The organism is Sphingomonas ginsenosidivorax, assembly GCF_007995065.1.
Lineage (GTDB): Bacteria > Pseudomonadota > Alphaproteobacteria > Sphingomonadales > Sphingomonadaceae > Sphingomonas > Sphingomonas ginsenosidivorax.
This window is the reverse complement of record NZ_VOQR01000001.1, coordinates 2,903,425-2,917,803: the sequence shown is the minus strand read 5'-3', so window position 1 is coordinate 2,917,803 and position 14,379 is coordinate 2,903,425. Positions and strand designations below refer to the sequence as shown.

The window sequence follows — 14,379 nt, the reverse complement described above, 5'->3', positions numbered from 1 at the left end:
CGACGGCTCGCCCCGCATGGGTGCGGGACGAGCCGGCCGTTCAGCAACCGCAGACCGCGTTAGGCGGCGACGGCGAGCTTCTTGACGATTTCGCGCTTCAAGCGGCGCACGCGCAGCGAGAGCTTGTCGTCCGAGGTCTTGACCAGCCAGTTGTCCAGGCCGCCATTATGCTCGACCGAACGCAGGCCGTGCGTCGAGACGCGCAGGCGAACGCCCTTTTCGAGCGAATCGGAGATCAGCGTCACGTTCTGCAGGTTGGGCAGGAACGTACGCTTGGTCTTGTTGTTGGCGTGGGACACGTTGTTCCCGACCATCCGGCCCTTGCCGGTCAGTTCGCAAATGCGCGACATCTGTCTACCTATAAGTTTCGGGATGACCCCCGGAAAGGCGCGCCGATACCCCGCGAGGGGGAGCGCGTCAACCGATTCACGGGTTTGGGCGTTCGAGGTCATCCGGTTGAAGGGGCGCCATGCAACTCGTGGTGCAACTCGCGCGGCGGTGTCGACGTTGTTACGCTATCGAACCGGTAAAGGGGAAATTTATGCGTACGATTCTGAGTCTGCTCGCGATCGCGGTGCTGGTTGTCGCCGGACTGATGTATTTCGGGATCATCAACATCGACCAGACGCAGTCCGCCGTCGTGCAGGCGCCGAAGTTCCAGGCGGACGTCGCCAAGGTGACTCTGGGTACCGAGAACAAGACGGTCGCGGTGCCGACGATCTCGGTCGAGAAGCCGGCGAACGCACAGGCCAACGCGCAGGCGCCGAACTGAGTTTACGCGCGCCGTTTCCCTGCCACTCCGTCCTCGCGGGCTTGACCCGGGATCCAGGGTAACAGCGCGCGGCGATTGTGGCCCTGGATCCTGACGTTCGTCAGGATGACGGGGGGGCGGGGGTGACGGTGGTCGTGGTCCGAGGCTGTCCCTTTACGGATGTCGTGATGCGGGGCAGGGCAGCGGGATGTTCCCGGTCCCCGACCCCATGCGGCGCGCGCTCGATGCGGCCCGCAACGCGGCGCTGGCCGGCGAAGTGCCGGTCGGCGCCGTCGTCGTGTTGAAGGGGGAAGTGATCGCGGTCGCGGCGAATGCGCCGCGGGCGCTGAGCGATCCGACCGCGCATGCCGAGATGCTCGCGATTCGCGCCGCCGCGGCGCGGTTGGGGCGCGACCGGCTGGAAGACTGCGACCTGTGGGTGACGCTGGAGCCGTGCGCGATGTGCGCGGGGGCGATCGCGCATGCGCGGATCGCTCGGCTCTATTATGCCGCGCCCGATGCAAAGGGCGGGGCGGTCGAGCATGGGCCGCGGTTCTTCGGGCAGCCGACGTGCCACCATCGCCCCGAGGTTTATGCGGGGATTGCCGAGGGTGAGGCGGCCGGGTTGCTGCGGGCGTTTTTCGCGGGGCGGCGGTAAGGGGCACTCGCACTGCGCCCCCTTCCGTCATGCCAGCGTAGGCTGGCATCTCCTGTGGTGCGCGCCGCACCCATCCCAGGGAGATCCCAGCCTTCGCTGGGATGACGGATTGTTGGGGGAGGGGAGCAAGCAGACCTGCCCCTTCACGCAATTACCGCAGGTCGTTCTGCGTGATCGGGACGATCTTCACCTCGACGCGGCGGTTGGCGGCGCGGCCGGCGTCGGTGTCGTTCGAGGCGATCGGCTGCGTCTTGCCGTAGCCGCGGGTGCCGATGCGCGCGCTCTGGACGCCGTGGCCGGCCAGATAGTCGGCGACCGCGGTCGCGCGGCGCTCCGACAGCGCCTGGTTATACTGGTCGCTGCCGGTCGCGTCGGTATGGCCGTACACGTCGATATAGGTCTGGTTGTACTGGCCGAGCGTGCTGGCGACCTGGTCGAGCGTGCGCTGGAACTGCGGCTGCACGGTCGAGCTGTCATAGGCGAAGGTGATTCCCGACGGGATGTTGAGCACCAGGTCGTCGCCCTGGCGGATCACCTGCACGTCGGTGCCCGCGGTGCGCGCGCGCAGGTCGCGCTCCTGCTTGTCCATGTACGCGCCGACGCCCGCGCCGGCGAGACCGCCGATGCCGGCGCCGAGCAGCTTTTCGGTGCGGTCGTTGCGCCCGCCGACGATGTCGCCGAGCAGATACCCGCCCAGCGCGCCACCGATACCGCCGAGCGCGGTCTTCGAAATCGTCTGCCGCCCGGTCTCGGGATCGGTGACGCACCCGCTGGTCAGTACGAGTGCTGACAATGCGGCGGTGGCGAGAATCGTCTTCATCTGGGCATCCCTCTTGATCGTGGCATGGAAAACTTCGCTTTGTGGACGATTGTTCCGCCTGCGGATTGAATGCGCGCTGTCCCGGCGGTTGTGAAGTGCGGCGTTGTACGCCAAAGAGGGGCCGAGCCGATGGCACCGCTTCCCCCCTTCCCCTGGATCGACGTCCTGATCATCCTCGCGCTGGTCGCGTTGAACGGCGTGTTCGCGATGAGCGAGCTCGCGATCGTCTCCGCGCGGAAAGCGCGGCTGGAGGCGATGGCGCGCGCGGGCAAGCGCGGTGCGCGCGCGGCGCTGCTGCTGGCGTCCGATCCGGGCAAGTTCCTGTCGACGGTACAGATCGGCATCACGCTGATCGGCATCCTGGCCGGCGCCTATTCGGGTGCGAGCCTGGGCACGCCGACCGCCGCGCGGCTCGAGATGCTGGGGCTGGCGCACGAGAGTGCGGAGACGATCGGGTTCGCGATCGTGATCGGGCTTACGACCTATGCGTCGCTGATCATCGGCGAGCTGGTACCCAAGCAGTTCGCGCTGCGATCGCCCGAACCGATCGCGGCGTTCATGGCGCCGGTGATGCGCTGGATCGCGGTCGCGACCGCGCCGCTCGGCTGGGTGCTCAACGCGACCAGCGCGCTGATCTTCAAGCTGCTGCGGCTCGATCGCGAATCGGAGGAGCATGTGACGGCCGAAGAGCTGCACATGATCGTCGCGGAGGCGAGCAAGTCGGGCGTGATCGAGGAGCATGAGCGCTCGATCATCTCGGGCGTGGTGCGGCTGGCGGATCGTCCGGTGCGCGAGGTGATGACGCCCAGGACCGACGTCGACTGGCTCGACTGCAACGCGAGCGCGGACGTCATTCGCGACACGTTGCTGGCGAGCGCGCATACCCGCCTGCCGGTAGGCGACGGGTCGATCGACAAGGTCGCCGGCGTGGTGCAGGCGCGCGACATCGCCGCCGCTCTGTTCCGCGGCGAACCGCTCGACCTGCGCCAGCTGATGCGCAAGGCGCCGGTGGTGATCGACCAGATCGACGCGATGGACGCGCTGATGGCGCTGCGCGAGGCCGAGGTGCCGATGGCGCTGATCCACGACGAGTACGGGCATTTCGAGGGCATCGTGACCCCCGCCGACCTGCTCGCGGCGATCGCGGGCGAGTTCAAGTCGGACGCCGACCCGCTCGATGCACCGTCGGTGGTGGTGCGCGACGACGGTTCGCTGCTGGTCGCGGGGACGATGGCGGCGGATGCGCTGGCCGACCGGCTGGGCATCGACCTGCCCGAGGATCGCGATTACGCGACGGTGGCCGGGCTGGCGCTGGCGGTGTTCCGCCATCTGCCGGGCGAGGGCGAGAGCTTCGTCGAGCAGGGCTGGCGGTTCGAGGTGGTCGATCTCGACGGGCGACGGATCGACAAGATGCTGGTGAGTGCGGTCTGAGGCGTACGTCGTCCCGGGCCTGTCCCGGGATGGCGGATGTGGTTAGGCCTGTCGCGTCCACCATGGTCCGTCACCCCAGCGCAGGCTGGGGTCTCTCGCGGCTTACGCTTCGCGCCTGCTTTGGGAGAGCCCCGCCTGCGCTGGGATGACGGGCTTTGCGAGCGTTCCCGCCAGCGTCAGAGTTTCCCAAACACCGCCTCGAAGCCCGCCCGGTCGCCAGCCGCGAGGAGTCGTGCCTGTTCGATCCAGCGGTCGCGGCCCATGCGGCCGGTGAAGGCGCCGAGCTGGGCGTCGATCGATTCGGCCTGGTCGCTCGACAAAGCCGACATGTCGCCGATCGTCGTCACGCCGAGTTCGGCGAGGCGGCCGGCGACCTTGGGGCCGAGGCCCTTGAGCTGGGTGACGGGCTCGCTGGCGTAGTCGGTGGCGGGCGCCGGGGCCGGGGTCGCGGGTGCAGGAGGCGCGGGGGGCGCGAGTTCGGTGGCGGGGCCGGCGTCGAAGCTGGCGGCGATGGGTTCGTCGGCGATCGGCTCGGCCGCGGCGAGATCCGTGGCTTCGGGGGCCGGCGGGACCGGAGCGGGGGTCGGTTCGATTGGGGGTGCGATTGGCGCCGCGATCGGCGGGGGGGCAGGGGCGACGGGGGGCGTCGCGACCTGGCCTTGCGATTGCGACTGTGTTGGCGCCGGTGCCGCGTCGCGCGGGGTGGCTTCGCGCGGTGTAGCTTCGGGAGTCGCGGGTGGGACGCCCGCTTCCTCCGCGTGCTCGACCAGTTCGCGGGCCGCGGCGGTGCGGGCGCGCTTCTTGCGCATGCCCCACAGGATGCCGAGGATCGCGAGCACCGCCAGCACCGCGATGATCGCGAGGTGGACGGTCGTGATCGCGGCGGTGCCCTCGGGCAGCAGGCTGAGGCCCGAAGCGGATGTCGTGTTGGTCATGGGGGCATCGTAGCGGCGCTGCGGGCCCCTTTCGAGACCTAATCGGCGCGCGCGACCTCTCGCCAGCCGATGTCGCGACGATGAAAGCCGGTCGGGAAGTCGATGGCGTCGACCGCGCGATAGGCGTTGGCCTGCGCTTCGCGGATGCCATCGCCGGTCGCGGAGACCGCCAGTACCCGGCCGCCGGCCGCGACGAGTCCGCCATCGACGTAGCGCGTGCCGGCCTGGAAGACCGTGCCGCCCGCCTCGCGTGCGGCGTCGAGCCCGGCGATCGATCCGCCGGCTTCGGGCGTACCGGGGTAGCCGTTCGCGGCCATAACCACGGTCAGCGCGGTGTCGTCCGAGAAGGCGGCGGGGGGCATCGTCGCCAGCCGCCCTTCGGCGACCGCGAGCATCGTCGCGAGCAGGTCGCCCCTGAACCGCAGCATGAGCACCTGAGTCTCGGGATCGCCGAAGCGGGCATTGTATTCGATCAGCTTCGGCCCCGTGCGCGTCAGCATCAGCCCGGCATAGAGCACGCCGCTGAACGGCATGCCCTCGGCTGCCATCGTCGCGACGGTCGGCTCGATGATCTCGGCGATCGCGCGCGCTTCGAGGTCCGGGGTGAGGACCAAAGCGGGGCTGTAGGCGCCCATGCCACCGGTGTTGGGACCGGTATCGCCGTCGCCGACGCGCTTGTGGTCCTGGGCAGAGCCGAACGGCATGATCGACTTGCCGTCGGTGAGGACGAACAGGCTGGCTTCCTCGCCGTCGAGGAATTCCTCGATCACGACCTCGGCGGCGGGGTCGTCGCCGTACAGGGCGTCGAGCGCGGCGGCGATCTCGGCTGTGCTGGTCGCGATGACCACTCCCTTGCCGGCGGCGAGCCCGTCGGCCTTGATCACCACCGGCAGCGCGAAGATGTTGGCGATCGTCGTTTCCGCGGCGGCGCGGCTGCGGACGCGCGCATAGCCTGCGGTCGGAATGCCGGCGCGCGTGCACAGCTCCTTGGTGAAGCCCTTCGAGCCTTCGAGCTGCGCGGCGGCTCGGGTGGGACCGAAGACGGGGATGTCGGCGGCGACGAGCGTGTCGGCGAGGCCGTCGACCAGCGGCGCCTCCGGACCGATCACGACGAGCCCGATCGCATGCTCGCGTACGAACGCCACCACCGCGGCGTGATCCGTCGCATCGAGCGGGACGCACGTCGCATGGCGCGCGATCCCGGGGTTGCCCGGCGCGGCATAGAGCGTATCGAGACCGCTCGATTGCACCAGTTTCCACGCGAGCGCATGTTCGCGCCCTCCCGAGCCCAGCAGCAGGACGTTCATGCCCGATCCCTTTTTCGATGACGCGCGGCTGGTAGCCGAGGACGTGCCGGGCGACAACGCCCTGACGGTCTCGGTCGGCGAACTCGCGTTCAAGCTGAAGCGCATGGTCGAGGGCGAATTCGGTCATGTCCGCCTGCGCGGCGAGATATCGGGATGGAAGCGCGTCGCCTCGGGCCATTGCTACATGTCGTTGAAGGACGACCAGGCGGTGATCGACGGCGTGATCTGGAAGGGCAATGCGAACGCGCTCGCCTTCGCGCCGCAGGACGGCATCGAGGTGATCGCGACGGGCAAGCTGACGACCTATCCGGGGCGGTCGAAATACCAGATCGTGATCGAGCGGATGGAGCTGGCAGGCGCGGGCGCGCTGATGGCGCTGCTCGAGAAGCTGAAGGCGAAATTGGCAGGCGAGGGGCTGTTCGACCCTTCGCGCAAGAAGGCGTTGCCGTTCATGCCGCAGGTGATCGGCGTGGTGACGTCGGGGACGGGCGCGGTGATCCGCGACATCCTTCACCGGCTCGAGGATCGCTGCCCGACTCACGTCATCGTCTGGCCTGTGAAGGTGCAGGGCGACGGCTCGGCGAACGAGATCGCCGCCGCGGTGCGCGGGTTCGACGCGATCGAGGCCGGCGGACCCGTGCCGCGCCCGGACCTGGTGATCGTCGCGCGGGGCGGGGGGTCGGTCGAGGACCTGTGGTCGTTCAACGAGGAAATCGTGGTGCGCGCGGTCGCCGGCTGTTCGATCCCGATCATCTCCGCGGTCGGGCACGAGACCGACACGACGCTGTGCGACTATGCCGCCGACCTGCGCGCGCCGACGCCGACCGCGGCGGCGGAGATCGCGGTGCCGGTGCTCGCCGACCTGCGGCTGACGATCGACAGCCATCGCAACCGCACCGAACGCTGCGCGCGGCGCTATGTCGAGCGCGGGCGCGAGCAGCTGGCGGCGCTGGCGCGGCATCTGCCCAAGCGCGACCAGCTGCTAGGCCCGCAACGCCAGCGCGCCGACGATCTGGGGCAGAGGCTCGATCGCGGGCTGGAACGGCGGCTGACGCTGGCGCGCGGCAGTCTCGATCGGTCGGCGGGGGCGTTGCGCCCGGCGACGCTGGAGCGCAAGCTGGAGGCCAAGCGCGCGCAGCTGGAGGCGACCTGGCGGCTGGCCCAGTCGCTGAACCCGGACAACATCCTCGACCGCGGCTATGCGCGGATCACCGCGCGGCCGGGCGGCGAGACGCTCGCCTCGGCCAAGGGCGTCCGCGCGGCGGGGGCGATCACGCTGCTGTTCCGCGACGGCGAGGTCGATGCCCGGGTTGAGCGGACCCAGGGCAAAACCTATGATAAGGGGGCGCCCGAACAGCCCTCGCTGCTTTGAGAGATCCGAAATGCTGATGTCCAATACCGATCGCCTGGCGCGGCTTCATTACATGGCCAACGGGTTCCGCGTGCTGAGCCCCGGCGACCATGTCGTGTGCGAAACATCGGGCGTTCGCATCGCGCTCGAGGACCTGCGCTACTGGAGCGTCACGCGGCAGGCCGCCTATGCCACCGCGACCCTCGCCAGCGAGGCGCTGGCACCGCGATGAAGGCGCTGGCCGCAGCGATGCTCGTCGGAATGGCGGGTATCGCCTGCGCCGCGCCGCAAGCGGTCGCGCCGTCGGTACCCGCGATCCGCTGGACCGGGACGGCGAGCCAGGGCGGACTGATCCTGGGCACTGCGCCTGCGGGCACGCGGATGCTGTCGGTGGACGGAGTCCCGGTGACAGTCGCGCCGGACGGCCGGTTCGTCGCCGGGTTCGACCGCGACGCCAGGCCGCAGGCGACCCTGTCGGCGACACTGGGCGACGGCCGTGTGGTCACCGAGACGCTGGCGGTCGCGCCGCGTGGATGGTCGATCTCGCGGTTGCCGACGCTGCCCAAGATCCCGGTGCCCGATGCCGAGTTCGCTCGGCTGCGTCCGCCCGAGCTGGCCCGGATCGTCGCCGCGCGTGCGGTGAACGCCGCGTCGGACGGCTGGCGCCAGCGGTTCGCCTGGCCGGTCACGGGGCGCATCTCGACGCTGTTCGGTTCGCAGCGGATCTACGCGAACGGCGAGGCGGGGTCGTATCATTCGGGCGTCGACGTCGCGCGCGCGACCGGCACGATCGTGACCGCGCCGGCGGACGGCGTGGTGATTCTGGCAGCCGACCATCCGTTCACGCTGGAGGGCAATCTGCTGATGATCGACCACGGCATGGGGTTGAACAGCGCGTTCCTGCATCTGTCGCGGATCGACGTCAGGGTCGGCGAGCGGGTCCGCCAGGGCCAGCCGATCGGCGCGGTCGGCCGCACCGGCCGCGCGACCGGCCCGCACCTCCACTGGTCGCTGCGCTGGCGCGACGCGAAGCTCGATCCGATGCTGGCAGCAGGTGAGATGCGGTAGGCGCTCTGCCACATTATCGTGCGTCGAATGCTGCAATGCCGCAATTTGACGCACCGGTTCGGGCAATTAGGCGTCGCTTGTGTCATTTTCGCTACAGGCGGGAACGAAAGCGAAATCGCTTCCTGAATGCAATCTTTACAGAATGCGACAGCTTCTCCATCCCATCGTCATGTCCTTCGGGGTCGCGTTTCGGCGCGATGAAAGGGGGCGAAGCATCACCCGGCGTATCGCGATGCGGACGACCGGGTTCTAGCGAGGGATCATGATGACCAGCATTTCGTTGACCAAGAAGGCGCTCCTGCTCGCGGCTGCGACGCCGTTCGCATTCGCCATGGCGACGCCGGCGTTCGCGCAGCAGGCTACTCCGCCGGAGCAGAACGGCGTCCGCTCGGGCGACGTCGCCGAGCAGAACCAGACCACCGGCGAAGAGATCGTCGTCACGGGTTCGATCATCCGCGGCACCGACGTCGGCATCTCGCCGACGACCACGCTGACCACCGAGAACCTCGATTCGCGCGGCATCAACACCGTGCAGGCCGGCATCCAGGCGCTGTCGTCGAACAACGGTCCGGCGCTGACCAACTCGTTCACCGCGAACGGCGCATTCGCCGCCGGTGCATCGTCGGTGTCGCTGCGCGGCCTGTCGACCAACTCGACCCTGGTGCTGTTCGACGGCCTGCGCGCCGCTTACTATCCGCTGTCGGATGACGGTTCGCGCAACTTCGTCGATCTGAACACCATCCCCGACGACATCGTCGAGCGCGTCGACGTGCTGCGCGACGGCGCATCGTCGAGCTACGGCGCCGACGCCATCGCCGGCGTGGTCAACGTGATCACCAAGCGCAAGTTCAACGGCATCTCGGGTCGCGCCGAAGCCGGTATCTCGGAAGACGGCGTCAACGCCAACCAGCGCCTGACGCTGACCGCGGGCACCGGCGATCTCGACGAGAAGGGCTACAACGCCTATATCAGCGGCTTCTACTATCGCAGCGAAGCGGTGTACCAGCGCGACCTGCCGGCACCGTTCAACTCGGACAACGAGACGGGCATCTGCTCGAACCGTACCGGCACGACGCAGTGCGGCCCGAACAACATCGCGAACGGCCTGGACTCGGCCGGCAACCTCAACGGCTTCGCCATCGGCACGGGCAACTATTATGTCCGTCCGGCCAACGCCGCGAACACGGTCGCGACGGGTCGCTACCAGCTGCTCAACCAGGCTGCAGGCTGCCTCAACGGCACCCCGTACAACCCGACTGCAGCCCAGCTCGCGCAGGCGGTCAACGCGACGACCCCGACCACGGTCTGCCAGGTCGACAACACCAACAAGTATGACGCAGTGACGCCGAACCTCGAGCGTTTCGGCGGTTCGGCCCGCTTCACCGCCAAGGTCGGCGACAGCTCGGAAGCGTACCTGCTGGTCAACTTCCAGCAGTCGTCGAGCAACTATACGGGGCGTCCGGCCACCATCCGCGCCAACGCACCGGCTGGCATCCTCTTCCCGCAGTTCTCGACGTCGCAGAACCAGACCCCGGCACTGGCAGCCGGGTCCTCGGTGCTGGCACTGCCGGTCTATGTCTGCGCCGCGCGCGTGAACTGCGGCCCGACCAACGGCACGCTCAACCCGAACAACCCGTTCGCGGCACAGGGCCAGGTCGCTCGCCTCGTCGGCGCACTGCCCGACACCGTCACGTCGAACGCAACGCGTAGCCGCGTCTACCGTGCGGCCTTCGGTCTCAAGGGCACCGTGCTCAACGACATCGACTACGACTTCAACGCGACCGCGATGCACACCGACCTGCGTCTCAAGACCAACGGGTATGTGTACATCCAGCATCTGCTCGATGTGATCGCCGACGGCAGCTATAATTTCGTCAACCCGGGCCTCAACACCCAGGCCGTGCGCGATTACCTGTCGCCCGAGAACATCACCGACACCTCGTCGGACCTGTACCAGGCACAGCTGACCCTGCAGAAGTCGCTCGCGACCCTGCCTGGCGGCGACCTGCGTCTCGCCGTCGGCGGGTCGATCTTCTACGAAGCCGTCGATGCACCCAGCGCCAACGACGACTATAATGGCCCGACGCAGCGCTACTTCACGCTCAACGCGTTCGGTACCAAGGGTAACCGTACGGTCAGCTCGGCCTTCGCCGAAATCAACGCGCCGATCCTCAGCGTGCTGACGCTGAACGGTTCGGGCCGCTACGATCACTATTCGACCGGCCAGAGCAACTTCTCGCCGAAGGTCGGCGCGATCTTCACCCCGGCCCGGCAGCTGACGGTCCGTGGTACCTACTCGCGCGGCTTCCGTATCCCGAGCTTCGGCGAGGCGAACGCACTGCCGACGACCGGCTATGTGACGCAGTCGCTCTCCACCATTCCCGCCGCATTCCTGGCGCAATATGGTGCAGGCTGCTCGGTGGCGACGCCGACCGGCTGCCCGACGTACCTGACGTCCTACTCGATCGGCCAGACGACGCTGGCGTCGCCGAACCTGAAGCCCGAGAAATCGCGCAGCTTCACCGGCGGGATCAAGATCGACCCGATCCGCAGCCTGTCGCTGACGGTCGATTACTACAACATCAAGAAGACCGGCGCGATCACCACGCCGGACAACTCGCCGGCCATCGCGGCCTATTACGCCGGTGCTGCGATCCCGACCGGGTTCGAGGTCATCGCCGACGCGGTCGACACCAACAACCCGGGTGCGCGTCCGCGTATCGCGTTCGTCCGCTCGCAGCTGATCAATGCCGACACGATCAAGTCGTCGGGCATCGATTTCGGCATCAACGGTGCGTACGACTTCGGTCCGGTCAAGTGGACGTCGAACCTGAACGCCAGCTACATCATCGAGCTGAGCACGACGATCGACGGCGTGAAGCAGCGCTACGAGGGAACGCTCGGCAACTTCAACCTGACGGCCGGTTCGGGCACGTTCGAGTGGAAGGGCAACTGGCTCAACACCTTCGACTTCGGTGACTTCGCGCTCAGCAGCACGGTCAACTACACGTCGGGTTACGACCTGTCGGCGACCGACCAGGGCAACGACTACAAGGATTGCGGCCTGGCCGCCGCCTACAACAACTGCCACGTGAAGAGCTACATCACGGTCGACGCGAACGTGAACTTCAAGGTCAACGACCGGTTCAGCTTCTACGTCAACGCGCTGAACGTGTTCGATCGCCTGCCGCCGGTGGATACCGTCACCTACGGTGCGTATCTGTACAACGCGGTGCAGGGTGGCGACGGCATCTTCGGTCGTCAGTACCGTGCAGGCGTGAAGTTCGGCTTCTAAGCCGCCTACACGACGCAAAGATTGGGGCGGGTCCTTCGGGACCCGCCCTTTTTTGTGTCCGGCGGTGAGCGTGACTTCGTTCGTCACCCCGGGTCTAGCCCGGGGTGACTGGGGATGGTCAGGCTTAGGCGACCGTGAGTGCGAGCTCGCCGTCGCCTTCGTCCACCCGGACTGTCGCGCCGTCCCTGACTTCGCCGCGCAGGATCAGGTCGGCGAGCGGGTCCTGGAGGTAGCGTTGCACCGCGCGCTTCAGGGGGCGGGCGCCGTAGACCGGATCGTAGCCGACGCGGCCCAGCCAGGCGCGCGCGGCGTCGGTCAGGTCGAGCACGATCTTGCGGTCCGCCAGCAGCTTGTCGACGCGCGAAACCTGGATGTCGACGATCGGGGCCATCTGCGCCATGCCGAGCCGGTGGAACAGGATGATCTCGTCCAGCCGGTTGAGGAATTCCGGGCGGAAATGCGCGCGGACGATCTCCATCACCTGCGGCTCGACCGCGGACACGTCCTCGCCCTCCATGTTGGCGAGATACTGGCTGCCGAGGTTCGACGTCAGGATGATCAGCGTGTTGCTGAAATCCACCGTGCGGCCCTGGCCGTCAGTCAGCCGCCCGTCGTCGAGAACCTGCAGCAGCACGTTGAAGACGTCGCTGTGTGCCTTCTCGACCTCGTCGAACAGGATTACCTGGTACGGCCGCCGCCGCACGGCTTCGGTCAGCACGCCGCCTTCCTCATAGCCGACATAGCCCGGAGGCGCGCCGATCAGGCGGGCCACCGCGTGCTTCTCCATGAACTCGCTCATGTCGATGCGGACCATCGCGGCGGGATCGTCGAACAGGAACTCGGCGAGCGCCTTGGTGAGCTCGGTCTTGCCGACGCCGGTTGGCCCGAGGAACAGGAACGAGCCGAGCGGGCGGTTCGGATCCTGTAGTCCGGCGCGTGCGCGGCGGACCGCGGTCGAGACTGCGCGGACCGCATCGGCCTGGCCGATCACGCGCTTGCCGATCGTCGCCTCCATCGCGAGCAGCTTCTCGCGCTCGCCCGACAGCATCCGGTCGACCGGGATACCGGTCCAGCGGCTGACGACCCCGGCGATGTCGTCGGCGGTGACCTCCTCGCGCAGCATCGCGCCCTGCGTCTGCTGCTCGGCTTCCTCGAGCTGGCGCTGCAGCTGGGGGATGGTGCCGTAGGACAGCTCGCCGGCGCGTGCGAGGTCGCCCGAGCGCTGCGCCTGCTCGAGTTCGAGCCGGGCCGCGTCGAGCCGTTCCTTGAGCTTCGCACCGCCTGCGATCTTGTCCTTCTCCGCCTGCCAGCGCGTGGTGAGCGCGGCCGACTGCTCCTCCAGATTGGCGAGTTCGCCCTCGATGTTGGCGAGCCTGTCCTGCGAGGCCTCGTCGGTCTCGCGCTTGAGCCCTTCGCGCTCGATCTTGAGGCGAAGGATGCGACGGTCGAGCGTCTCGATCTCCTCGGGCTTGCTCTCGACCTCCATGCGAATCCGCGACGCGGCCTCGTCCATCAGGTCGATCGCCTTGTCGGGGAGGAAGCGGTCGGTGATGTAGCGGTTCGACAGCGTCGAGGCGGCGACGATCGCGCCGTCGGTGATCCGGACGCCGTGGTGCAGCTCGTACTTTTCCTTGAGGCCGCGCAGGATGCTGATCGTGTCCTCGACCGTGGGCTCGCCGACGAACACGGGCTGGAACCGCCGCTGGAGCGCGGGGTCCTTCTCGACATGCTTGCGGTATTCGTCGAGCGTGGTCGCGCCGACGCAGTGGAGTTCGCCGCGGGCGAGCGCGGGTTTCAGCAAGTTACCGGCGTCCATCGCGCCTTCGCCTTTGCCCGCGCCGATCAGCTGGTGCATCTCGTCGATGAACAGGACGATGTCGCCCTCGGCGGCCTTCACCTCGTCGAGCACGCCCTTCAGCCGTTCCTCGAACTCGCCGCGATATTTCGCACCGGCGATCAGGCTGCCCATGTCGAGCGACATCAGGCGGCGGTTCTTGAGCGTGTCGGGGACGTCGCCATTGGCGATGCGAAGGGCTAGCCCTTCCGCGATAGCCGTTTTTCCGACGCCCGGTTCGCCGATCAGCACTGGGTTGTTCTTGGTGCGGCGCGCGAGGATCTGGATCGTACGGCGGATCTCCTCGTCGCGGCCGATCACGGGGTCGAGCTTGCCGTCGCGTGCCGCCTGGGTCAGGTCGCGCGCGAACTTCTTGAGCGCGTCGTAGCGGTCCTCGGCACCGGCAGTGTCGGCAGTGCGGCCCTGGCGCAGGCTATTGATCGCGGTGTTGAGGCCTTCGGGGGTCGCGCCGCTGGCCTTGATCGCCTTGCCCGCCGCGGTGTTGAGCGACAGCGCGAGCGCGACCAGCAGCCGCTCGACCGTGACGAAGCTATCCCCGGCCTTGGTCGCGATCTGTTCGGCCTGGTCGAGGATGCGGACCGCGTCGTTGTCGATCCCGGGCGTCGTCTGGGCGCCGGAACCCGAGACGGCGGGGATCTTCGCGAGCACGAGGTCGGTTTCGGAGACGGCACGCTTGGGGTCGCCGCCGGCGGCGGTGATCAGCCCTGCGGCCATGCCCTGCTCGTCCTCGAGCAGCGCCTTCAGCAGATGCTCGGGCGCGATCCGCTGGTGGTTCATGCGGATCGCGACGGTCTGCGCGGATTGGAGGAAGCCCTTCGCGCGGTCGGTGAATTTGTCGATGTTCATGCCAGTTTCCCAGTCGGACTATTGCCGACAAGGTAGTGTTGCATTTGGGCAACACAAGAGGC

The 14,379-nt window shown here is 68.0% G+C and carries 12 protein-coding genes; 7 read left to right on the top strand and 5 right to left on the bottom strand.

Translation table 11 applies throughout. From position 1 onward, the window contains the following. Positions 1–59: 59 nt before the first annotated feature. Positions 60–350, bottom strand: coding sequence for a 50S ribosomal protein L28 (gene rpmB / locus FSB78_RS13280; protein WP_147083092.1), 291 nt, complete (start codon positions 348–350; stop codon positions 60–62). Positions 351–541: 191 nt separating this feature from the next. On the opposite strand from rpmB, the gene FSB78_RS13275 reads away from it, so the two are divergent. After that, positions 542–772 (top strand): hypothetical protein, encoded by a 231-nt coding sequence (locus FSB78_RS13275; protein ID WP_147083091.1) that lies wholly within the window; start codon positions 542–544, stop codon positions 770–772. Positions 773–980: 208 nt separating this feature from the next. Beyond that, positions 981–1,409, top strand: a complete 429-nt coding sequence (locus FSB78_RS13270) for a nucleoside deaminase (protein WP_147084194.1) — start codon at positions 981–983, stop codon at positions 1,407–1,409. Between the two features lie 151 nt (positions 1,410–1,560). On the opposite strand, the gene FSB78_RS13265 is transcribed toward FSB78_RS13270, so the two are convergent. Further along, positions 1,561–2,229, bottom strand: coding sequence for a YiaD family glycine zipper/OmpA-like lipoprotein (locus tag FSB78_RS13265; protein ID WP_147083090.1), 669 nt, complete (start codon positions 2,227–2,229; stop codon positions 1,561–1,563). A 129-nt stretch (positions 2,230–2,358) separates the two neighbouring features. Here FSB78_RS13265 and FSB78_RS13260 point away from each other — a divergent pair, with 129 nt between their 5' ends. Next, a complete protein-coding gene (locus tag FSB78_RS13260; RefSeq protein WP_147083089.1) occupies positions 2,359–3,660 on the top strand; it encodes a hemolysin family protein in 1,302 nt (433 codons plus the stop codon). A 176-nt stretch (positions 3,661–3,836) separates the two neighbouring features. On the opposite strand, the gene FSB78_RS19660 is transcribed toward FSB78_RS13260, so the two are convergent. Next, positions 3,837–4,595, bottom strand: coding sequence for a hypothetical protein (locus tag FSB78_RS19660; RefSeq protein WP_147083088.1), 759 nt, complete (start codon positions 4,593–4,595; stop codon positions 3,837–3,839). 38 nt (positions 4,596–4,633) lie between these two features. Further along, entirely contained in the window at positions 4,634–5,902 is a 1,269-nt protein-coding gene (purD, locus tag FSB78_RS13250) for a phosphoribosylamine--glycine ligase (protein WP_147083087.1), read from the bottom strand. On the opposite strand from purD, the gene xseA reads away from it, so the two are divergent. From xseA to FSB78_RS13230, 4 genes are all read left to right on the top strand, one after another. After that, positions 5,901–7,274, top strand: coding sequence for an exodeoxyribonuclease VII large subunit (gene xseA / locus FSB78_RS13245; protein WP_147083086.1), 1,374 nt, complete (start codon positions 5,901–5,903; stop codon positions 7,272–7,274). The genes purD and xseA overlap by 2 nt on opposite strands. A gap of 10 nt (positions 7,275–7,284) precedes the next feature. Beyond that, the gene (locus tag FSB78_RS13240; RefSeq protein WP_147083085.1) at positions 7,285–7,485 is read left to right on the top strand and encodes a DUF2093 domain-containing protein; all 201 of its coding nucleotides are present in this window, start codon (positions 7,285–7,287) and stop codon (positions 7,483–7,485) included. Continuing rightward, entirely contained in the window at positions 7,482–8,321 is an 840-nt protein-coding gene (locus FSB78_RS13235) for a M23 family metallopeptidase (protein WP_147083084.1), read from the top strand. Before FSB78_RS13240 ends, FSB78_RS13235 begins: the two co-directional genes overlap by 4 nt. Positions 8,322–8,583: 262 nt before the next feature. Continuing rightward, positions 8,584–11,616 (top strand): TonB-dependent receptor domain-containing protein, encoded by a 3,033-nt coding sequence (locus tag FSB78_RS13230; RefSeq protein ID WP_147083083.1) that lies wholly within the window; start codon positions 8,584–8,586, stop codon positions 11,614–11,616. 124 nt (positions 11,617–11,740) lie between these two features. Here FSB78_RS13230 and clpB read toward each other — a convergent pair whose 3' ends face one another. Continuing rightward, positions 11,741–14,317 carry an ATP-dependent chaperone ClpB gene (gene clpB / locus FSB78_RS13225; RefSeq protein ID WP_147083082.1) on the bottom strand — a complete coding sequence of 859 codons (2,577 nt, stop codon included), beginning with the start codon at positions 14,315–14,317 and terminating at the stop codon, positions 11,741–11,743. Between the last annotated feature and the right edge of the window lie 62 nt (positions 14,318–14,379).